A 20,464-nucleotide genomic window follows, 5' to 3' on the forward strand; every position below is an offset into this window, starting at 1 on the left:
ATGTGTATTTGTGTCCTGCGGTTAAGCGCTGTGTTAGATGCTCTTAAAATATAGAAAGTAATTACCACTTTATTCTGGACTTACGGCACTGATACTCCCTGCAACATTACAGATGTAAAAAGGCTCTTCCTATGCAGTAGGGCATTGGAAAAGCCTTTTCAAAAGAAGGAATGTCCTTGTTCTTATAAAGGCAGGTGACTACCTGGGACTACTTGGGCAGGACTTTCCCTAGGCCTGGGCACCCTGGTTTTTGAGCTGTCCGACCAATTCTTCGAGCTGTCCCACCTGATCCGAGAGCGTACGCAGGGCATTGACCGATTCCGTGATGCCTTGCGCCGTTTCAATGGTGATCCGGTTGATCTCTTCAACCGAGCGGTTGATTTCCTCGCTGGTGGCCGACTGTTCTTCCGCGGCCGTGGCAATGCTTTGGATCTGCTCGGCAGATTCAGTTGCGTCGCTTACGATCTGCTCGAGCATTTCACCCGAGTGGGTGGACAGTTCGGAGACGGTTTCCAGATCGGTAACGGTTTGGTCCACGCTGTCCGTATTGCTGCGGATAACGGTCTGGATGGCGGTGATGGCCTCGCCCACTTCCTTGGTGGCGCCCATGGTTTTTTCCGCCAGCTTGCGGACTTCATCCGCAACCACGGCAAATCCGCGCCCGGCATCTCCAGCCCGGGCCGCTTCAATGGCGGCGTTGAGGGCCAGCAGGTTGGTCTGGTCGGCAATGTCGGTAATGACATTTAAAATATTGCCGATGGCTTCCGCCTGGTTGACCAGTGCGTTCATGTTGTCCTTGAGTTCCATGGTCTGCTTCTGGGTCGTATTGACGGCCCGTACGGACTTTTCCACCACTCCCTTGCCTTCCTGTGCCTTGTCGCGGGATTCCTGTCCCTTTTCCGCCGCGCTTCCGGCATTGCGCGCCACTTCCAGGACCGTGGCATTCATTTCTTCCATGGCAGTGGCTGTTTCCTGAACCCGGTCGCGCTGGATGTCTGTTCCCCGCCGGATTTCTTCGGACTGGCCGGAAATTCTGTCCGAAGCCTCGGCAATTCGGGCCACGATTTCTTCCAGGTGTATGGCGGCCTGGGCCATGCCTTCGGCCTTGGCGCGTTCGGCCCGTCTGGTGGCCTCCTCGGCTTGTTCCGTGGCCTTGGCGGCAGCTTCGGCCTTGTCTTCCGCTTCGCGGGTTTTGGCCGTAATTTCTTCGATGTTTGTCTGCAGGGTCGCAACCATGGAGTTCAGGGCCCGTTCAAGTTGGGCTGCTTCATCATTTCCGCGTTCATCAAGGCTGATGTTGAGGTCGCCAGAGGCTATGTGACGGGCAGCTTCAGCTGCCTCGCCAATGGGGCGGACAATGCTGCGTACAATTGCAATGGCAATGACGAGCACCAGCACGAAAATGATGACTATGCCTATGAGCAGTGAACGGAGGGTGCTGTTCATCCTCGTATTGATCTTTTCAGCCACTTTCTTCTGGGTGGCCTGGATGTTGTCGATGTACACACCGCTACCTACCCAGAAATCCGTGCCGGGGATGGCTTCCGCATAGGAAAGCTTGGGCTGGGTGCCCATATTCGGCTTCGGCCATACGTAGGAGACAAAGCCGCCGCCTTTTTCCGTTTTTTTAAACAGCTCGAGCAGGGGGCGGACTCCATTGGGGTCAGCCATGTCTTTTTTATCCTGCCCTATGGACTTTGGGCTGACGTGGGCGAAGCATACCGTGCCCTCATAGGCAAAGTAGTAGCCGGAGGAGTCTTCCTCGAATCGTAGATCCTTGAGCATGGCACGGATAAGCTTTTTTTTGCCTTCTTTCGTGGGCTCTTGGGCTGCTGCTACCGAAGCTGCCACGGCAATGCTGTGAACAGCAACCTTGAGTTTTGCCTTCTGCCCATCGAGCATGCGCTGTTCTACCTCAGCCAGACCCATCTGGCTGACTTCTCCGGTGTTAAGAATCAGGGCATAGACAATACCTGCAATAAACAGGGCCATGACGCCGAGTATGAAAAGAACCCGGACTTGTATGGAAAATTTACGCAGCATGGAATTTCCTCCTGGGAAACGGCCCGATTCTCCACGGGAAAACCTGTCCGTATGCAAAATTTTTTAACTGCTCGTACAGGATAACAACCTTAAAAAATAAGATGTATTATTTTATTTGTCACGTGGGGCCTAAAAAAAGCACGGCTGCCGAAGATGACGGCAGCCGTGCTGAATTGGTGGGGAAGAAGAGGGGAACGAATGGATCAACTCTCGATGATTTTCATATCGGCCCAGGCTCCGGACCTGTACCGGCGGGTTATGATGCACAGTATGGCCAGAACGTAGAGGGTAAGGCAGGTCCAGGCAAAGTAGATTCCCAGATGGAAGACGACCATGCCCACATACAGCGGCAGCACCATGGCAATAAGGGAGGTAAGGCCGAGGGTGCGCATGACGTAATGGACATCACCCGCTCCCTTGAGCGTTCCCATTATGACCAGACATACCGCATCCATAAGGGTATATACGGCCACAAAACGCAGCAGGATGGTGCCGATTTCGATGATTCGGGTAAAGTCTCCCGCAGGCATCAGGGTGTCCGAGCTGAACAGCCGGATGAGAAATTCCGGCAGGGACACGAAAATCAGGGCCATGACCCCCATGTAGAACAGGCCCAGGTGCAGGGCGCTGATTGTGGCGTAGCGGGCGTTGTCCGGTTTGTTGGCACCTATGGCCTGTCCCACCAGGGTGCCCACGCCTATGGACAGGCCCACCATGGGCAGAAAGGCCAGGACATCCAGGCTGAAGACGATATTGGTTGCGGCAAGTTCCAGTGATCCGATCCTTCCCACCATGAAGATGAAGAAGTTGATGGCAAAGATATCCAGAAAAAACTGGACCCCGTTGGGCAGGCCGTAGCGCAGCAGACGCCGAAACTTGTCCAGACTGAAGGTTCGGGCCGAAAAGATGCAGAATCGCCGCTCGTTCTCCTGGTTGAAGATGAGCAGGATGTAGACCAGGGCTATAACCGCCCATCCGGCCACGGTTGCCCAGGCCGCACCCCGGATGCCTATTTCCGGAAAAATCCAGATGCCGTTGATGAGCAGGTAGTCCAGGGGAATGTTCACGCACGCCCCCAGCAGGTTGGCGATCATAACCACGCGTGTAATTCCACGGCCCGAAAAGAAACCGGCCAGGGACGCCTCCAGGATACAGAAACCTGATCCGAGGCAGGATATGCGAAAATAGGCGACTTCAAGTTCCTGAATCTCGGGCGAGTGTCCGGCCAGGGAAAAGATGAACTCGGCCGCAAAACAGAGTGAAGCCAGAATTGCTGCGGCAAAAAGGCTGAAGTACACGCCCTGCCAGGTGGCGGAGCCTACCTGCTCCGGGCGGTTGGCACCAGTATATTGGGCAATGAAGACGTTGGTATACGATCCCACGCCCATGAAAAAACTGATGAACAGGAAGACGGTGATGCCTGCCGGTAGAACGGCCGCAAGGGATTCCAGGGAATAGTGCCCCAGAAAGATGCGATCCGTAAACTGCATCAGCGTTGTTGCGCCCATGCTGGCTATCAGCGGCAGGCTGATGTGCAGTACGTCTTTATACCCGTTTTTGTGAGACCAGCGTTCCATTGTATGGAAGACCTCGCGAATCCCGAATGGTCTGTATGGAAAAAACAGAAGCGTCGGGAGGTGTTTTCACTCCCGCGCCGTAAAGGAGGGGGGAGTGGTGTCAGTTCTTGGCCAGGTTAGTCAGGATGGATACAATAAGCAGCACGATTACAATCCCCATCAAAAGGATGGTTGTGGTGTTTCCAGTATGCTTGCGACGTCGTTTGCCAAAGAAAAAGACAAAATAAACGAACAGGCCGAGTAAAAGAAGTTTTACCATGGCATCGCGTCCGTTGGATTGGAGAATATTGTCACGCGATACTCCTGTCCTTCTTGTCGGCTGAGGGCCGAATTGACGCGGTGCAGGTTGTTTTGCCTGCAATGCGGAAAAGCGCGGTGCGCTTGCCTGCCGGTAAAAAAAGGTCCGCCCGCACTATACGGGCGGACCGAATCGACTGTGTTCGTCGGGGTACGCATCCGCTTAAAGAGTCTCCTTACATAAGGATGACCGGGCAGATACGTTGTATGGCGGGCATACCCGCCACAGGCCGCAAAAAGCGGCATATGCCATGGTTAGATGACTTTGTTCAGAGCGTATTCGATGATGCCTTCGGCACCGGCTTCCAAAAGACGCGGAATCAGATCGCGCACTTCGGACTTGTCCACCACTACCTCGACCGATTTCCAGGCCGAGTTGTGCAGGTGGGACACCGTGGGTGCGTTCAGCGCGGGCAGAAGCTTGGAAATTTCTTCCACCTTCCATTCCGGTGCGTTCATCTTGAGCGCCACCAGACGTTCTGCCACCAGCGCGCCCTGCAGCAGGGTGTTGATCTGTTCGATCTTCGCGCGCTTTACCGGGTTTTCCCAGGCAGTCTTGTTACAGATAAGCTGGGTGTTGGTGTGCATCAGGTCGGAGATGATGCGCAGACCGTGGGCGCGGATGGTGGTACCTGTTTCGGTAACTTCCACAATGGCGTCGGCCAGTCCTTCCACAACCTTGGCTTCCGTGGCACCCCAGGAAAATTCAACTTCTACGGGGATACCTGCTTCTTCGAAATAACGCCTGGTAAAACCGCAAAGTTCCGTGGAGATCTTCTTACCGGCAAGGTCTTCGGGGCGCTTGTACGGAGAGTCTCCGGCCACGGCCAGTACCCAGCGGGCCTGGCGGTTGGACACCTTGGAGTAGACCAGGTCGGCCACCAGGTGGACGTCGGACTGGTTTTCCATGATCCAGTCCTTGCCGGTCAGTCCGCAGTCCAGGGTTCCGTCTTCAACGTAACGGGACATTTCCTGCGCACGGCACATGGAGCAGGAAATTGCGGGGTCGTTGATTTCAGGAAAATAGTTGCGGTGGCGCGGGTTGATTTTCCAACCGGCGTTGCCGAACAACTTGATGGTTGCGTCCTGCAAGGAGCCCTTGGGAATACCGAGTTTGAGAATATCGTTGGAATCAGACATTATTTGTAGACCTCCTTGGGATCGAAAACGAGCGGGGAGACGATATCGGGTTCTCCCCCGTGGACGAATTCACGGAAAAAACAGGATTTGTAACCCATATGGCAGGCAGCTCCGCCTACCTGCTCCACGATGAGCAAGACTGTATCGCTGTCGCAGTCGAGACGCACATGCTCGACCTTCTGGACATGACCGGAGGTGCCGCCTTTATGCCAGAGGCAATGTCGGCTGCGGCTGTAGTAATGGGCTTCGCCGGTTTCCAGGGTCTTGAGCCATGCTTCTTCGTTCATGTACGCCAGCATGAGGACTTCGCCGGTTTCGATATCTTGAGCGATAGTCGGAACCAGTCCTCCGCACTTTTCAAAGTCCGGTTTCATCATGGTTGTTCGGTTCCTTTAGTCTGCCGGAACGCTTTGGCTCCGGCCAATCTCGTGAATTTGCCTCTAAGACGCAGTACTTCATCCAATTGTCCCGAGGCGGGCCTATACATCGGCGGCTCCTGTCCGTCGACGGAGGGGGAGCTTAGCCTTTTGAACTGCGGAACGCAAGAAAACGCAGGCCTGGCGGAACGAAAAAGCACCTGATCCGGCAGGCTTGCGCCTCTTTCCGTTGTCGGCAGTAGTATCGACACAATGTGTCAGCTTGGCGGCAACGCTCATGTCCCCGTGGCAGCCGGGGAGGAAGTCTCAATTATGCCAGTGTGGCGGCAATCACCTCGCAAATGCGTTCGTGCGTTCCTTCCTGCATGTAGGGATGCATGGGCAGGCTGAAAATGCGTTTGGAGCAGTCGAAGGAAACGGGCATGTCCTCGGGGGCATAGCCCAGGTATCCGAATGCCGTCTGCATGTGCAGGGGCGTGGGATAGAATTCGGCCGTGGGAATTTCCGCCTTGCCCAGGGCGGCCTGCAGCTCGGCCTTGCGGTCGGAAAGGACGGAGTACTGGGCCCAGGCACTCTTGCAATGGGCCGGAACCGTGGGCGGGGTGATGCCGTCTATGGGGGTGAGCAGCTCCGTGTACTTTGCCGCGAATTTGCGGCGCGCAGCCAGCTCGTCGTCCAGAATGTCCATCTTGGGCAGCATCATGGCCGCCTGGATGGTATCCATGCGGGCGTTCAGCCCCAGGCGGGCGTTGTCATATTTGTCCACGCCGCCTTGCCCGTGCACGCGGACGGAGTGCAGCAGTTTCTTGATGTGGTCGTCGTCCGTGAAGACCGCTCCGCCGTCGCCGTACGCGCCGATGGGCTTGGAGGGGTAAAAGCTGGTGGCGGCAACCTCTGTAAGGGAGCAGGTCTTCTTGCCGTTGTATTCGGCGCCAAAGCTCTGGGCGGCGTCTTCAAGCATCAGAAGGTCGTACTTGGCGGCAATGGCGTTGAGGGCGTCGTATTCGGCGGGGATACCGAAAATATCCACGGGAATGACGGCCTTGGCCACCAGGGAGGTCATGTCGATGTTGGGCGGCAGCGGGTAGAGGCTGGAGTCGTTGTTTTTGACGGCTTCAATGGCCTTTTCCAGCTGGGCCGGGTCGATATTGAAGGTGACCGGGTCGACGTCCACAAAGATGGGAGTTGCGCCCAGCAGGGAGATGACCTCGCCGGTGGCGAAAAATGTGAAAGGCGAGGTGAATACGGCGTGGCCGGGGCCGATGCCCCAGGCCATGAGCGCCATGAGCAGGGCGTCCGTGCCCGAAGAGCAGCATACGCAATGCTTTACTCCGGCAAAGTCGGCCAGGCGTTCTTCCAGCTCGGTGAGTTCCGGGCCGTTGATGTAGCGGCCGGAACGCAGCACGGCCACGGCGCGCTCGATGACTTTGTCTTCGATACGCTTGAATTGGGCATTGAGATCGATGAAAGGAATCATATTTGTGCTCCTGAAAGGCAGGCAAAAATAGGTTGTTTGTTCAAATCAAAAGCAAGGTTCTGCATACTCAAGAGTGCAGCGGGGGGGAAGTGGAAAATTTTTACTTTGAATTCAGAGAGTTGTGTTAGAGGAGGGGCGTTGTGCCCCTCCTGGGCGAAAGAAAAGAACTTTTTTTGGGGGGGATTGGTTTGGTGCGGTGACGCACCGGGAGCATCGTATTTCCGTATGCTCTCCCCACCTGGAAAGACCGATGGCTCTGACAGGGCTTAGCGCTGATGTTCCTGAATGGAAATAACGTTTTCGCGTTTGATGACCATATCGTTTCCGTCCATGTCCTCAAGCGTGTAGGTGCCGGATTTTTCGTCATAGTCAGGTTTTGCCACGGAAACGATGTCGGGCCCGTTGTTGCGCTGTACCGTGTAGGTCTTTGTGCTTCCGCAGGCCACGGCCATAAGCAGCAGACAGGTTAGAACCAGAAGGGCGAAAATACGTTTCATGGAGTTCTCCTTGTACTTTTTTTGGGGGAGAGCCGATTAAATATGAATGAATCGTACCCTTTTTCATGCGCCATTCACAAGAAAAAAGCGGGAAGCCCCCGTAGAAAGGAGTAGAAAGGTATTTGTCGATCTGTATTTGTGACGCCTGCGTGATTTGCCCGGCTACAAAACGAAGTGGCGTATCAGGCAAATCGTTCCCACTCCCGCTATCATGGAAATCAGCAGGTTGCGGCTGAGTGCGGCCACTCCCACCGTGACCAGGGCGGCCACGGATTCGCCCCACGACGAAGACAGGGCCGTGGGGGCGACCAGTGCGACCAGGATGCCGCCGGGCACGGCTTTCATAAAGGCTTCTCCGCGCGGGCCGAGGTTCAGGCGCGAGGCCAGGAACAGGCCGGAGCTGCGGGTAATGTAGGTGCCCACGCCCATAAGGATAATGGTCAGCAGGGTAAGGCTATTTGTTTCCATGACGAAGCACCTCCGTGATTCCGGCGGCAAGTCCGCCCATGATGATGTACCATTTTCCGGGCAGCCAGGCTTCACCAAGAACCGCAGTCAGCGCGGCCGCGCCCCAGGGCAGAAGGTCGGTGGAGCCTTTGTACATGTCCGTGAGGATGGCCAGAAAAATGGCGCAGAAAGCAAAGTCCAATCCCAGTGCGGCCGGGTCGCCGATGCCCTGTCCCAGGCCCGCGCCCGCAACCGTGGAAATGTTCCAGAAAAAGAACAGGGTGGCGCCGGCGCCCAGCAGAAAGGTCGCGTCCCGTCCGCCCCGCGTATAGTCGCTGAGGGTGAGTGCCCAGGCCTCGTCCACCAGAAAATAGGCGCTGATGTACTTGAGCGGGGAGGAGACGTTCTTGAAAAGTGGGGAGATGGTCGCGCCCATAAGGATGTGGCGCATATTCACCACAAAGGTTGTCAGGATCAGGGCAACAACGGGCAGGTGTGGCCCCCACATATCCAGAGCCACGAATTGTGAGGCTCCGGCAAAGACCACGCTGGAAAGAAGCATGCATTCCAACACGCTGAGGCCTTTTTGTACGCCGACAACGCCGAAGGCCACGGCAAAAGCTATGATTCCCGGAATAATGGGCAGAATGGCGCGGCTGCCGCGCCAGAATCCGTTCATGAGGGTATTGGGCTGTTCCTTTTCGAGTTCGGTATCGAGTTCGGTTATTTCAGCCTGGTGTGTACCAGACTGGTCAGCCGTTGCACTGGCCTGTTTCATAGTGCTCTCCTTAAAATAATGGGCAACAACGGCAAATCAACCGTTTTTTGTTCTCCTACTTTTCAGTATAGATAGAAATTGTTATGTGTACAGATACAGATTTTGTAAAAGCAGTCATGACAGTTTGTTTGAGCAGAGGAACGTATGGAAAAGAGTTCATTCAGGTATGTAGAGGCGGAGCGGCGCATATTGGCCATGATTGAGTCCGGAGCCCTGGCTCCGGGAGACAAGCTGCCGTCGCTACGTAATTTTTGCCGCACGGTCAACGTGAGTCTGTCCACGGCCAGCCAGGCGTATATGGAGTTGGAGCGTAAGGGGCTTGTGGAATCCAGGCCCCGTTCCGGGTACTACGTGCGAACCACCAAGGCGAAACTGCCCACGCCGCAGGCCGAGACCGGGCCTCTTTCCCGGCCGGTATTCGTCAACCGCACCGCGCTTATTCGCGATGTGCTCATGACCATGGGCGATCCCAACGTGCTGCAGCTGGGGCTGGCCCATGTGGGGCCCGAGCTCATGCCGGTAAAGGCCCTCACCCGATTGCTGGGCAAGGCCATGCGCGACGACGGGGAAAAGGGACTGGAATATGAGTCCATACAGGGGTGCCTGCCGTTGCGGCGCCAGATTGCCCGGCGTATGGCAGGGCTTGGGGTGGAGGTTGCGCCTTCGGATATTCTCATCACCTCCGGGTGCATGGAGGCGTTGTACATCAGCCTGCGCGTGCTGACCAAGCCGGGCGATAACGTACTTATCGCCTCGCCCACCTATTATTGCTTTCTGCAGCTTTTGGAGACGCTGGGGCTGCGGGCCGTGGAACTGCCCTCGCATCCCGAACATGGCGTGGACCCGGCCGAGGTCCGTCGGTGCGCGGATCATTACGGCATCAGTGCCTGCATCCTTACGCCCAATTTCAACAATCCGGACGGCAGCCTCATGCCCGACGAAGCCAAGGAAGAGATTGTGGATTTCCTGGCCGGTCGGCGCATTCCCCTGGTGGAGGACGACGTTTTCGGGGAGATTCATTTTTCCGGCAGACGCCCCGGCGTGGGCAAGCGTTTCGACCGCAAGGGCCTTGTGCTGCACTGTTCCTCGTTTTCCAAAACACTGTCGCCGGGCTGGCGGCTAGGGTGGATGATTCCCGGGCGTTTTCTGGACCACGCCCTGGACATCAAGGCCACTACCAACGTCTGTTGCGTCACTCCCACCCAGCTTGCCATGGCTGAATACCTGGATTCCACGGCCTACGACCGGCAGCTCCGCCGTCTACGTTGCGATGTGGAGCGCCAGATGCGCACCATGCAGGCCTGCATTGCCCGCACTTTTCCCGAAGGCACCCGCGTTACCGACCCCAAGGGTGGTACGGAACTATGGCTGGAACTGCCCAAGGGCGTGGATACGGTTCAACTCTTCAGCCGCGCCAAGGCCGAGGGCATCGGCATCTGTCCGGGATCGATTTTTTCCACCCGCGACCGGTTTGATAATTTCATCCGCATAAGTTGCGGCAAGCCCTGGAATGATGAGGTGGAGAGGGCTGTTGTTCGCCTTGGCGAAATGGCCGGGGAGGGCTGATGGGAAAGGCCCGATAGCCGCGTTGTTTCGTAAAAATCAACTCCCTCGTGTATGGAAGAATACACGTCGGGATTGATTTTCCCTCACGCCTTGCTCTCAGACCTTTCGCATCAGCCCTTGGGGGCCGGGGGGTGGAAAGGCACGATAGCGGCGTTACATCAAAAAAATCGTCCCCACGCGTACCGTAAAAGTACTGCGCTGGTGACGACTTTTTTTTCGTGCCTTGCTCGCGCACCGTTTGCCACGCCCTCTGGGCGGCGAGGCTGAAAAATTTTGCCTGCGGTGTTGATTTTCCCTCACGTCTTGCTCTCAGACCTTTCGTATCAGCCCTTGGGGGCCGGGGGGTGGGAAAAGCACGATAGCGGCGTTACATCAAAAAAAGTCGTCCCCACGCGTACCGTAAAAGTACTGCGCTGGTGACGACTTTTTCTCGTGCCTTGCTCTCGCACCGTTTGCCACTGCCTGCGTGGGGGAAGCAGAAAAGGCCGGTAAAGCCTCCCAGACCGGATACGGCTTTGGAACATCAAAAACAAAACCCCCCGAAGCGACTGCGCACTCCGGGGGGAAGATACGTTTTACCTGCGCGCGTTCTACGACTTGCTCAGTTTGTCGAGAACATTCTTCAGGTCCAGAGACATTTTCGCCAGCTCCTGAACCGCCATGGAGGATTGGAGCATGCCGTCGGTGGTCTCGATGACGATACGGTTGACGTCTTCAATCGCCCGGTTGATTTCCTCCGAGGTCGCAGACTGCTGTTCCGCCGCGGTTGCTATACTGGAGATGAGTTCCGAACTGTCCGCGGACATGGAGACGATGGCTTCCAGGGCTTTGCCGGAGAGGTCTGCCAGTTTGGTAGCCTGGGACACGCTTTCCACCGCGCCGTCCACGCTTTTCATGTTTGTTTCCGTAGCCGCCTGAATGGCCTTGATGTTCTCGCCCACTTCGCGGGTGGCGGACATGGTCTTTTCCGCCAGTTTGCGCACCTCGTCGGCCACAACCGCGAATCCGCGCCCTGCATCGCCCGCTCGGGCCGCTTCAATGGCCGCATTGAGCGCCAGCAGGTTGGTCTGGTCCGCAATATCGGTAATCACGGTCATGACCCCGCCGATGGCTTCGGCCTGCTCTCCCAGTGTCTGCATGTTCTGATGCAGGTCGTGGGCCACGGTGTTCATTTGGCCGATGGCCTGAACCACGTCGCTGACCAGCTCGGCGCCCTCGTCGGCCTTTTCCTTGGCGTTTCCGGACTGCTCGGCGGCTCTGGACGCGTTGCGGGCTACTTCCAGCACCGTGGCGTTCATCTCCTCCATGGCGGTGACGGTTTCGCCCACGCGTTCCTGTTGGGTTTCCGCGCCGCGGCTGACCTGTTCCACCTGTGCGGACAACTCCTCGGAGGCGGAAGCCACCCGGTCGGCAATATCGTTGGCCTGATTCGCCACATCCACCATGATGCGCTGGGCGTTTTTGATTTTTGTCTGATCGATGATCAGCTCCATGGCACCGGCAAGTTCTCCGGAACGGGTCAGCAGGGGAGCGGCACTGGCGTGGATTTCGTATTCGCCCGAGGCGGTTTTCGCCGTGGTATCCGCCTGGACCGTTTCCTTTTTCTTGAGGCACTGGGACAGAATGCTGTTTTTGGTCGTGAAGATATCGGTAACCTTTTTGCCTTCGTACGAGGAGACGCCCGCGATTTTTTGGGCAGCGGTGTTGAGGTATTTGATGTCCAGGGAAGTGGATACGGTCATGACTCCGACGGGTATCTGGTCGATGAATCGGGTAAAGGTGCTGACCAGTGTGTTCACGCCATCCACCAGGTTGGCGAAGCCGCCTTTGTATTGGTCGACCTCACCCTTGGTCCGGATCGCGCCCTGTTCCACCTTGGCGACGATATCTTCAACTTCGTCTGTGGCGTTGGACACCGCATCTTTGATTGAACGCAGGGCAACGCAGATTTTGCCGACTTCGTCGCGTTGGTCCACGGAAATGGTCCGGGTGAAGTCACCCAGGGCCACGGCATGGGCAAAGTCCGTTGCTTTGGCCAACGGCCTTGCAATGGCGCGGGTGATGAAGATTCCGGCAATAAGTCCGAAGAGCACGGCCAGAGCGGACAGAATGCCTACGAGCGTTTTTGCTTTTTCGCTTTGGCTCTGCACAAGTGGGCCCAGCTTGTCCTGGTCAGCCTTCACGGACAGCTTGGCGTCGTCGATGTTTTGGGCGATGACCGGTCCCAGTTTATCCAGGTTTTCGTGGAGGTCGGCATCGCTTTGTTTGATGAGCTCGTCGACCTTTTGCAGGGTTGTTAAATATTTTTCTTTGAGGTGTTCGGCCTGTTTCAGTTCCCTGAGACGTTCCGGACGTGTTATTTCCTGTGACAGTCTGTTGTATTCACCTATGAATGCGTCAAATTCCGTGTGTGCTCTGTCCAGATCCGGTTGCGCGTGGGAGGCCATATACTTCACTGTATAGAGTCGGGCCAGCAGCAGGTTGCGCATGGCGCGCCCTGTATGAAAGGCGGCCGAGAGATTGTCGGTATCGTTGGCCTCGGTCATGACGCTGGTCAGCAGGCTTTCGATCTGCGGCCCGGTGGTGTTGAGAGTATTGATCTGCTCCCGCAATTCACTGAGCAGGTCCACCAATTCGGCAAAGTGTTGTTGATACTGCTCCAGCAGATCGTGTGTTTCGTGCAGGATTTGTGAGCGTTCGGGGTTGTCGACTATTTCGAGCGCCTCGTCGAGCAGTCCCTTTGTTGCTTTCATGTAGCTGTCGAACTGGCTCTTTTTCTCCGGATTATGGGTAACGACGTAGTCTTTGACGTCGTATCGGGCCATCAGAAGGTTGGCCTGTACTCTTCCCATGAGATTGGTCTGGCGGGCCAGCCCCCGGTAGTCCACGAACGAGTCGAGGTTCTGTGAAATATAGTGGTAAGACACGCTCCCGGACAGCAGCAGCAAGAGAAGTGTTGTGCCGAATCCGATCGCGAGTTTGACCCCTATGGACAAATTTTTCATATTTCCCCCTCCTGGAAATTTGGTCGAAAACGGGGCTTGCCGCTTTCGTTTTGGGAAATGGACTTGTAGGGCCTTTTCCGCTGTTATCTATTGTATAATTTGGAGATGATGAATCTATGGAAGCCGGGAGGCAAAGTCGAGGAGGAAATGCAGGGAACCGGCAAGCAGGAGAAGCGGACCATTGTAAAAGCAATCCGGCGGACTATTAAAAACTTGCAGGGGAGCGTGTCCAGGCCGGCGGGCGGCGTGATAAAATACGGGCGGCCCATTTCGGCAAGGAATGGCGCCCCGGTTGTTCGCGTCAGCTGGTGGGGAAATTCCGCAGTCCTTTACAGTGCTTCAGCTGGCACTACGGGCCGTGGAGGAGGAAAAGGAAAACGTATTCAAAATGCCGGTCAGCCTTGCCCAACATTCGTTCTGATTGAATTCCTTTATTTCTCCCGGGGTGTACATCCCGATGTCGGAATAGGTCAGGCAAAGGCTGATTTCGTAGCGAAGCCCGTTGTGAATTCTCCAGTACTCCCGTGTATCCACTCTTTGCCCGGCTGCGGCATCCGAGAGCGTGGTGTACTTGAACTGTACGCCGCTGATTGTGGCGTCCCGAATTTCCTGGTCCGGCCCGCAGAACAGGTCGCCTTCAAAACGGGCGCAGTCGTTCTCCTGCTCTTTCGCCGGAACGACACTGACCACTATGCTGGCGCTGTGAAGATTCGTCCCCGCATACTCCTTTCCTGAATAATACCCACCAAGCCGCAGCGTCCCGTCTGCCAAGGGAAAATAGCTTCTCTGGGCAAGCTGCTTGGGATCGGTCGTGACCGTGAAGTCGGCGGGAAATTTCATGGTGAACGAATGTTCCGCATCCGAGTGGACGGCAAGAGCGTCTGCACTGTCCGGGGCAGCATTTGAGGCGACGCAGGCAGTGCAGAGAAGGGCTAAAAGAGCCAGTGAAAGTGCGATAAGGTGGATGTTTTTCATGGGAGTTCCGGGTGTCATCGGAGAAAGGTGTATTCCTATTTGTTCGTAACGCTTTGGACAGGATGATTGAAAATTGTCTGTGTTTCAAGTGGGGGAAGAATTAGGGGATATACCACTCATAGCGTTTTGTAATGTTTTTGTGGTACTTCCATCGATGAAAAAAATAACTGTACATTCATTTTATATTCTAATGTTTATTCTGAATATAAAAGTTGATCTTGGAGTGGTTTTAGTTCAAAATTCTTCTGTCTTTTGGGGGAAAATTTCGATCGGGACTATATACTGGGAAGGAGTTGTTTCGTGCCATATTTGTTTTGTAATATAGCTTGGATGGACGAGTACAGAGGCGATAATGAGGCTGCTCAAATGCAGGGGGGAGGAGCTTACGTCGACGCTAACCACCATGGCAATGAAGCATGTAACTTTTACTCTGTCGGCGGTGTTTGCTACGGATATGTGAGGGTTCCAGGGAGAATTGGAATTGATAGGTTCGGGGTAGATCGGGATGCCGACCGCGCAAACGACATCACCGTTGTTTGGGTCGCAAGACATCCTCAGGAGAGAGAAACATTGGTCGTCGGATGGTATCTTCACGCCACTGTTTATAGAAATCCTAGAGAATTTGAATTTCAAAATAATATTTATGAAGAAAACGATATACAAACGTATCGTATTTCAGCCGAACAGCATGATACAGTATTATTGCCAGTTCATGAGCGAAATTTACGTATTCCGAGAGGCAATGGTGGATTTGGTCAATCTAATATATGGTATGCCGATGGATATCTTGGTGAACAAACAGTAGCGGATGTCGATAATTTTATTATAAATTATCATGGCGGACACCAAATATAAAATGATGCTGAAAGAAGGGTTCGGGTTGAACGGGCCGCTATTAGAATAACAAAACAGTATTTTAGAGCAGAAGGATACGAAGTGTCGAGTGTTGAAAGGGATAATGTCGGGTGGGATTTAGAGGCTGAATTGGGAGATCGCAGACTGCTTATAGAGGTAAAAGGTTTGTCTGGTCGCCCATTGTCCGTTGAGTTGACTCCAAATGAATTTAAAAAATTCGTTAAAAACGATGAAAACTATAGGTTGTACATAGTTCGTGAGGCGTTGGTGAATCCCGCGTTGTAGATTTGCTATTATGGCAGGCGTCGAAATCAATATATATTTCTAAGAAACAAAGAACCTATCGTTAATGTTTTAAGAATGTGTAAGTGCATTTGTTCTGTTATTACCGAGGCAGTAATTTCGTGCCGGGCTAACCTTGCTATAAAATTCCCCCTCATTCCTCATCAATAACCGTAATATCCTCGATATCCTGTCCCAGTTCCTGGGCCTTGAGCACCCGGCGCAGGATTTTTCCCGAGCGGGTCTTGGGCAGGCTCTCGCAGAAGACCACGCTGCGCAGTTCGGCCACCGGTCCCAGTTCCTGGCGTAGCAGCTGGCGCAGTTCGTCGGTCAGGGCCGCGTCGCGGGCGTCGGTGGTGGGGTCTTCGCAGATCTGGTCGTTCGGGCCCGGCACCACAAAGGCCTTGGCTGTCTCGCCCTTAATCTTGTCCGGCACGCCGATAACCGCCGCCTCGGCCACGGTCTTGTGGCTGCACAGCACGGCTTCCAGCTCCACCGCGCCCAGGCGGTGCCCGGCGATATTGAGCACTTCGTCGGCCCGGCCCAGCATCCAGAAATGGCCGTCTTCGTCCTTGCGGGCCACGTCGCCCGCGAAATATACGCCCGGTATGGTGTTGAAATATTCGTCGTAGGTCGCTTCGTCGCCCAGCACGCCGGTAAACATGGCGGGCCAGGGCTTGGTAATGGCCAGGAAACCGACTTCGTTGGTCGGCTTGGGCTTGCCCTTGCGGTCCACCACGTCCGCGGACACGCCGGGCAGAGGTTTGTTCACGCTGCCGGGCTTGAGCGGCGAGACGGGCAGGGGGGAAATCATGAACTGGCCTGTTTCGGTCTGCCACCATGTGTCGATGAGCTGGCATTCGTTGCGGCCTATGGTCTTATGGAACCAGACCCAGGTTTCCGGGCTGATGGCCTCGCCCACCGTGCCCAGCAGCCGCAGGGACGAGAGGTCGTGCTGCGCGGGAAAGCGGTTGCCGTAGCGCATGAGCATGCGGATGGTGGTGGGGGTGGTGTACAGGATGGAGACCCCGTACTTGTCCACCATGTTCCACATGCGGTCGGCCTGCGGGTAGAGCGGATGCCCCTCGTACATCAGGGTGGTGGTTCCGGCGATGAGCGGTCCGTAGACCACGGCACTGTGGCCGGTAATCCAGCCTGCGTCGGCAGTGCACCAGAAAAAGTCCGTGGGCTTGATGTCGAAGACCGACTTTATCGTATCGGCCACGCCGGTCATGTATCCGCCGTGCGAGTGGATGATGCCGCGCGGCTTTCCCGAGGTGCCGGAAGTATGCAGAATGAACAGCGGATCGTTGGAATCCATGATCTCGGTTTCCGCCTCGTTGGCCTCCCGGCGGACCAGATCGTCGTACCAGATGTCGCGTGCGGCAGTCATGTTCACGTCTATTCCGGCCCGGCGTACCACCACGCATACGTCCACATTGTCTTCTTCATCCGCTGCCAGGGCCGCGTCCACCAGGGGCTTGAGGCTGGTGAACTTGCCGTTGCGGTAGAACCCGTCCGCCGTGATGATGCAACGGGCATTGGTGGCCTGGATGCGTTCGCGCAGGGCCTTGCCGGAAAAACCGGCAAAGACCACCACATGCACCGCGCCTATCTTGGCCGCGGCCAGCATGGCAATGACTGTTTCGGGCAGGGGCGGCATGTACAGCACAATGCGCTCGCCCTTGCGGATGCCAAGGTTGCGCAGGGCATTGGCAAGGCGGTTCACGGCACGGTACAGCTCGAAATATGTATATTTGCGCGAGTCGCCGGGTTCGCCTTCCCACACCAGGGCCAGCTTGTTGCGGTTTACGGTGCGGATGTGGCGGTCCAGGGCGTTGTGCACGATGTTGCATTTGCCCCCGGCAAACCAGCGATAGCGGGGGGCCTGGCTGTCGTCGAGAACCTGCTCCCACTTTTCGAACCATTCCAGGTCCAGCGCGGCCTGTTCCCAATAGGCCCGGAAATCCTCCTCGGCCAATTTGCGGGCCGAAGCAAGGTCCTGGGGATTCATGTTGGCCTCAAGGACCATACGGGGCAGGGGCCGGAAGACCCTTTCTATTTCGTCATCCCTGCCATTGGCCTGCAGGGTGTTCAAATTGCCCGTGTTTTGCATGTCTGGTTCTCCGTTGGTCGACCGTTTCCGGGATGCAGCCTGTACTTACAGGCTGTATCATCAGTTCAAAGGTCACTTCCTGTTTTATTCGGTCAAAGGGAAGTTTATCCCGGCAAACGGTCTGTCATGGCTGTCTGTTATCACAGCAGCCCTACAAACCGAGTATTTGTTTCAACTCGGCGATGCGCCGGCGGCTCACCGGCAGTTCCACTCGTGTGCGTCCGGCCGTGCGCAGCATGAAATTGGAGCCGGGCAGGGACGCTATTTCCGTTACCATGTCCAGATTGACCAGATACTTCCGGTGCACCCGGAAGAACCTGTACTGCTTGAGCCTGTCCTCCAAATTTTTGAGCCGATGGGAGGTCAGATACTTGCTGTTGGCCGTGTGGACATAGGTGTAGTCTTCGTCTGCTTCCACAAAGATGATCTGGTCGTACGGGACCAGGATGAGCCGCCCGTCCAAAGTGATGGGCAGCTTTTCTATTTCCAGGGGCGTACTGCGGCGGGAAAAATCCCAGGCCTGGCGGAGTGCGGCCAGAAAGCGGTCTTCCTCGTCCTCGGCCAGGGGAATCTTGACCAGCCGTTCGTCGTCCTCGCCCCCCGCTTCCGACCCGGCTGGCGCTCCGGCCTTTTGAAAGGCGGGCTTGAACTGGCGGATGCGTTCCAGACAACGCTGGATGCGCTCCTGCGGCGCGGGCCAGAGTATGAAGTCCACGGCTTCCAGCTCAAAGGCCTTGTAGGCCAGAGCTTCGTCCGTTGCCAGAAAGACCAGCCCCGGCTTGTTGCCGCGACCGTCCAGCATCTGGGCCAGCTCGAATCCGCTGACTCCGCCCTCAAGCTCGCTGCCCAGAAAAATGGCCCCATAGGGGATGTGTTCCAGCAGCTCCATGGCCTCGTAGGCCGAGACCGCCTCGCCCAGAACCCGTACGCCGGGCGCTTCGGCCAGATACCCTCGCAGGGTCTGGCGCACTTGGGCGTCGGGGTGAAGCAGAAGGAGGCGGATTGTTTCCATAAACCGTCGGCATCCGGGGTTGGGGGCTTCACGCTCTCGGCCGGGCAGCGGCGTGGAGCGGGTTGGGCGGCGGAGCGCAATCTGCGGGGCACGGGGCATAACGCAAAAAGCGCATCATTTAGAGATACCTGCTTGGGGTATGGCTGGCAAGGTGGAAGCCGCGCCTGCCGGTCAGCTGCAGAACTGGTCTATGGCATCAAGCAAGGTGCGTTTTTTAATGGGTTTGGTCAGATGGCCGTTGCAGCCCGCGGCCAGGCTGTTCTGGCGGTCTTCGTCAAAGGCGTGGGCGGAAAGGGCCAGTATGGGCACGGGCCGTTCTCCGTGTTCGGCCTCCCAGCGTCGGATTTCCCGGGTGGCGGCGTGGCCGTCCATGTCCGGCATCTGGATGTCCATGAGGATGATGTCGAATTCCTGCTGTTTTACCGCATCCAGGGCTTTGCGGCCGTTTTCCACGACGAACAGGCTGTGCGGTGACCGCTTGAGGTAAAATTCCACGAGCATGCGGTTGTTGGCGCAATCCTCGGCCAGGAGGATACGCCGTCCTGAAGCCCGTGGAGCTGCGGAATCCAGTCCTCCGTCTTCGCAATACGGCAGGGCTGCATGCTGTTGCACGGGCAAGAACGGCACGATGAGCGTGAAGACACTTCCCTGTCCCGGCGTGCTTTCCACCTGCACTTCGCCGCCGAGCAGTTCGGCCAGTTCGCGGCAGATGGTCAGTCCCAGGCCGGTGCCTCCGTAGCGGCGGGTGGTGGAGTCGTCCGCCTGGCAAAAGGACTGGAAAATACACTCCTGCATATCCGAAGCAATGCCGATGCCGGTGTCTGCCACCCGAAAGGCGAGGTTGCAGGCATCTCCTGCGGGAATTGCTCCCAGACATCCGCGCTGCCCTGTCTGGTGCGCTCTCACCGGGGCCACGTCCACTTCCACTCCGCCCTTGTGGGTGAACTTCAGGGCGTTGTCTATGAAGTTGATAAGAATCTGCTGCACCCTGGTGGGATCTCCCAACACGTACAGGGGGACATGGGGAGAAATCCTGTATTGCAATCGCAATCCCTTGTCCTCGGCCTTGGCCCGAAGAATCATGCATGTTTCCTTCACCAGTGCCGAGGGGGCAAAGGGCAGGGACTCCACGGCGATCTTTCCCGCTTCAATCCGCGACAGGTCCAGAATGTCGTTGATGATTCCCAGCAGGTTTTCCCCTGCCTTGCGGAATATTTGTACATAGGTCTGCTGCTTGGGGCTGAGGGGCGTTTCCCACAACAGGTCGGCCATTCCCAATATCGCGTTCATGGGCGTGCGTATCTCGTGGCTCATGTTGGCCAGGATGCGGCTTTTCAGTTGGTTGGCCTTTTGCGCGTTCATGGTTGCCGCATGCAGTTTGTTTTCAAGCCGTTTGCGGTCGGTGATGTCTATAAGCGAGACAATGCCGTGGCCAGCAGAACCGTCCGGTCCCGGCACAAGACAGACGTGGAGGATGCAGTGCTTGCGGTTGCCCTGCAGAGTCTGCAGAGGCTGTTCGCAGAAAAATTCCGTGGCTCCTTCTGCCATGGCAATGAACCGCTCGCGCATGGAATTCAGAAAAGTGGGGGTGCAGGCGGAGTTCAGGTTGCTGATGAGGGAGTCTTTGCCGTCGGCTTCGAACAACCGGACCGTGGCGTTGTTGAAGTGGATTATGTCTATCCGTTCCAGGCACTCAAACGTTGGAGCAGGATGGTTTCTTTCGAAATAGGCGCGCATGCTGTGGACGCCTTTTGCCCGGAGTTCGTCCAGGTACAGGTTTACGGCACAGAGGTCCTCCTCCCACAGGGAGATGGGGGAGTTCTCAAAAAGCATACGGTAACGGAAGTCGCTTTCGCGGATGAATGTCTCTGCCCGTCCCAGGCCGTCCCGAAAGGCCTGGAGGCTGACGATGCATTGACGCAAAGCCAGATTCTCCTCAAGGAGTTCTTTGCGGGTCATTTCTTCGCTGGGCTTTTCGGTCATCATGGCGATCGGTCGGTAACGGATTTATTCGGGGAGT

Annotated in this window: 16 protein-coding genes and 1 pseudogene; 4 read left to right on the forward strand and 13 right to left on the reverse strand. The window is 56.2% G+C overall.

All coding sequences use genetic code 11. From position 1 onward, the window contains the following. Positions 1–228 precede the first annotated feature (228 nt). Together ACI0FJ_RS18370 and ACI0FJ_RS18375 are read right to left on the reverse strand one after the other, a co-directional pair. Positions 229–2,043 carry a methyl-accepting chemotaxis protein gene (locus tag ACI0FJ_RS18370; protein ID WP_424305835.1) on the reverse strand — a complete coding sequence of 605 codons (1,815 nt, stop codon included), beginning with the start codon at positions 2,041–2,043 and terminating at the stop codon, positions 229–231. Between the two features lie 203 nt (positions 2,044–2,246). Beyond that, entirely contained in the window at positions 2,247–3,620 is a 1,374-nt protein-coding gene (locus ACI0FJ_RS18375; RefSeq protein WP_424305837.1) for an MATE family efflux transporter, read from the reverse strand. 94 nt (positions 3,621–3,714) lie between these two features. Between ACI0FJ_RS18375 and ACI0FJ_RS18380 the strand changes: the two genes are divergently transcribed. Continuing rightward, positions 3,715–3,864, forward strand: coding sequence for a hypothetical protein (locus tag ACI0FJ_RS18380; RefSeq protein WP_424305839.1), 150 nt, complete (start codon positions 3,715–3,717; stop codon positions 3,862–3,864). Positions 3,865–4,172: 308 nt separating this feature from the next. Here the strand turns inward: ACI0FJ_RS18380 and hisG are convergent, their stop codons facing one another. From hisG to ACI0FJ_RS18410, 6 genes are all read right to left on the reverse strand, one after another. Then, the gene (hisG, locus tag ACI0FJ_RS18385; protein WP_424305841.1) at positions 4,173–5,057 is read right to left on the reverse strand and encodes an ATP phosphoribosyltransferase; all 885 of its coding nucleotides are present in this window, start codon (positions 5,055–5,057) and stop codon (positions 4,173–4,175) included. Beyond that, on the reverse strand, positions 5,057–5,434 hold the full coding sequence (gene hisI, locus ACI0FJ_RS18390; RefSeq protein ID WP_424305843.1) for a phosphoribosyl-AMP cyclohydrolase: 378 nt from the start codon (positions 5,432–5,434) through the stop codon (positions 5,057–5,059). The genes hisG and hisI overlap by 1 nt, the downstream gene beginning before the upstream one ends. Positions 5,435–5,744: 310 nt before the next feature. Next, positions 5,745–6,911, reverse strand: a complete 1,167-nt coding sequence (locus ACI0FJ_RS18395; protein ID WP_424305845.1) for a DegT/DnrJ/EryC1/StrS family aminotransferase — start codon at positions 6,909–6,911, stop codon at positions 5,745–5,747. Between the two features lie 266 nt (positions 6,912–7,177). Further along, a complete protein-coding gene (locus ACI0FJ_RS18400) occupies positions 7,178–7,408 on the reverse strand; it encodes a YgdI/YgdR family lipoprotein (RefSeq protein WP_424305847.1) in 231 nt (76 codons plus the stop codon). A gap of 162 nt (positions 7,409–7,570) precedes the next feature. Then, entirely contained in the window at positions 7,571–7,876 is a 306-nt protein-coding gene (locus ACI0FJ_RS18405) for an AzlD family protein (RefSeq protein WP_424305849.1), read from the reverse strand. Beyond that, positions 7,863–8,633, reverse strand: coding sequence for an AzlC family ABC transporter permease (locus ACI0FJ_RS18410; RefSeq protein ID WP_424305850.1), 771 nt, complete (start codon positions 8,631–8,633; stop codon positions 7,863–7,865). Before ACI0FJ_RS18410 ends, ACI0FJ_RS18405 begins: the two co-directional genes overlap by 14 nt. 144 nt (positions 8,634–8,777) lie before the next feature. On the opposite strand from ACI0FJ_RS18410, the gene ACI0FJ_RS18415 reads away from it, so the two are divergent. Next, positions 8,778–10,199, forward strand: a complete 1,422-nt coding sequence (locus ACI0FJ_RS18415) for a PLP-dependent aminotransferase family protein (RefSeq protein WP_424305852.1) — start codon at positions 8,778–8,780, stop codon at positions 10,197–10,199. Positions 10,200–10,789: 590 nt separating this feature from the next. Here the strand turns inward: ACI0FJ_RS18415 and ACI0FJ_RS18420 are convergent. Continuing rightward, a complete protein-coding gene (locus ACI0FJ_RS18420) occupies positions 10,790–13,204 on the reverse strand; it encodes a methyl-accepting chemotaxis protein (RefSeq protein ID WP_424305854.1) in 2,415 nt (804 codons plus the stop codon). A gap of 339 nt (positions 13,205–13,543) precedes the next feature. Further along, positions 13,544–14,179 (reverse strand): hypothetical protein, encoded by a 636-nt coding sequence (locus tag ACI0FJ_RS18425; RefSeq protein ID WP_424305856.1) that lies wholly within the window; start codon positions 14,177–14,179, stop codon positions 13,544–13,546. 300 nt (positions 14,180–14,479) lie between these two features. Between ACI0FJ_RS18425 and ACI0FJ_RS18430 the strand changes: the two genes are divergently transcribed. Both ACI0FJ_RS18430 and ACI0FJ_RS18435 read left to right on the forward strand, forming a co-directional pair. Then, a complete protein-coding gene (locus ACI0FJ_RS18430; RefSeq protein WP_424305858.1) occupies positions 14,480–15,034 on the forward strand; it encodes a hypothetical protein in 555 nt (184 codons plus the stop codon). 36 nt (positions 15,035–15,070) lie between these two features. Beyond that, positions 15,071–15,319, forward strand: a pseudogene (locus ACI0FJ_RS18435) (protein NO VEIN domain-containing protein); the annotation flags it as partial. A gap of 151 nt (positions 15,320–15,470) precedes the next feature. Here ACI0FJ_RS18435 and acs read toward each other — a convergent pair. The 3 genes from acs to ACI0FJ_RS18450 form a co-directional block, all read right to left on the reverse strand. Beyond that, the gene (acs, locus tag ACI0FJ_RS18440) at positions 15,471–17,432 is read right to left on the reverse strand and encodes an acetate--CoA ligase (protein WP_424305860.1); all 1,962 of its coding nucleotides are present in this window, start codon (positions 17,430–17,432) and stop codon (positions 15,471–15,473) included. Positions 17,433–17,583: 151 nt separating this feature from the next. Beyond that, positions 17,584–18,444 (reverse strand): LytR/AlgR family response regulator transcription factor, encoded by an 861-nt coding sequence (locus ACI0FJ_RS18445; protein WP_424305862.1) that lies wholly within the window; start codon positions 18,442–18,444, stop codon positions 17,584–17,586. A 171-nt stretch (positions 18,445–18,615) separates the two neighbouring features. Further along, entirely contained in the window at positions 18,616–20,430 is a 1,815-nt protein-coding gene (locus ACI0FJ_RS18450; protein WP_424305864.1) for an ATP-binding protein, read from the reverse strand. Between the last annotated feature and the right edge of the window lie 34 nt (positions 20,431–20,464).

Source organism: Desulfovibrio sp. 7SRBS1 (assembly GCF_049723905.1).
GTDB lineage: Bacteria > Desulfobacterota > Desulfovibrionia > Desulfovibrionales > Desulfovibrionaceae.

Coding starts and splice junctions, on each gene's coding strand:
- ACI0FJ_RS18370 (WP_424305835.1), bottom strand. CDS start 2,043: ATGCTGCGTAAATTTTCCATACAAGTCCGGGTTCTTTTCATACTCGGC.
- ACI0FJ_RS18375 (WP_424305837.1), bottom strand. CDS start 3,620: ATGGAACGCTGGTCTCACAAAAACGGGTATAAAGACGTACTGCACATC.
- hisG (WP_424305841.1), bottom strand. CDS start 5,057: ATGTCTGATTCCAACGATATTCTCAAACTCGGTATTCCCAAGGGCTCC.
- hisI (WP_424305843.1), bottom strand. CDS start 5,434: ATGATGAAACCGGACTTTGAAAAGTGCGGAGGACTGGTTCCGACTATC.
- ACI0FJ_RS18395 (WP_424305845.1), bottom strand. CDS start 6,911: ATGATTCCTTTCATCGATCTCAATGCCCAATTCAAGCGTATCGAAGAC.
- ACI0FJ_RS18400 (WP_424305847.1), bottom strand. CDS start 7,408: ATGAAACGTATTTTCGCCCTTCTGGTTCTAACCTGTCTGCTGCTTATG.
- ACI0FJ_RS18405 (WP_424305849.1), bottom strand. CDS start 7,876: ATGGAAACAAATAGCCTTACCCTGCTGACCATTATCCTTATGGGCGTG.
- ACI0FJ_RS18410 (WP_424305850.1), bottom strand. CDS start 8,633: ATGAAACAGGCCAGTGCAACGGCTGACCAGTCTGGTACACACCAGGCT.
- ACI0FJ_RS18415 (WP_424305852.1), top strand. CDS start 8,778: ATGGAAAAGAGTTCATTCAGGTATGTAGAGGCGGAGCGGCGCATATTG.
- ACI0FJ_RS18420 (WP_424305854.1), bottom strand. CDS start 13,204: ATGAAAAATTTGTCCATAGGGGTCAAACTCGCGATCGGATTCGGCACA.
- ACI0FJ_RS18425 (WP_424305856.1), bottom strand. CDS start 14,179: ATGAAAAACATCCACCTTATCGCACTTTCACTGGCTCTTTTAGCCCTT.
- acs (WP_424305860.1), bottom strand. CDS start 17,432: ATGCAAAACACGGGCAATTTGAACACCCTGCAGGCCAATGGCAGGGAT.
- ACI0FJ_RS18445 (WP_424305862.1), bottom strand. CDS start 18,444: ATGGAAACAATCCGCCTCCTTCTGCTTCACCCCGACGCCCAAGTGCGC.
- ACI0FJ_RS18450 (WP_424305864.1), bottom strand. CDS start 20,430: ATGATGACCGAAAAGCCCAGCGAAGAAATGACCCGCAAAGAACTCCTT.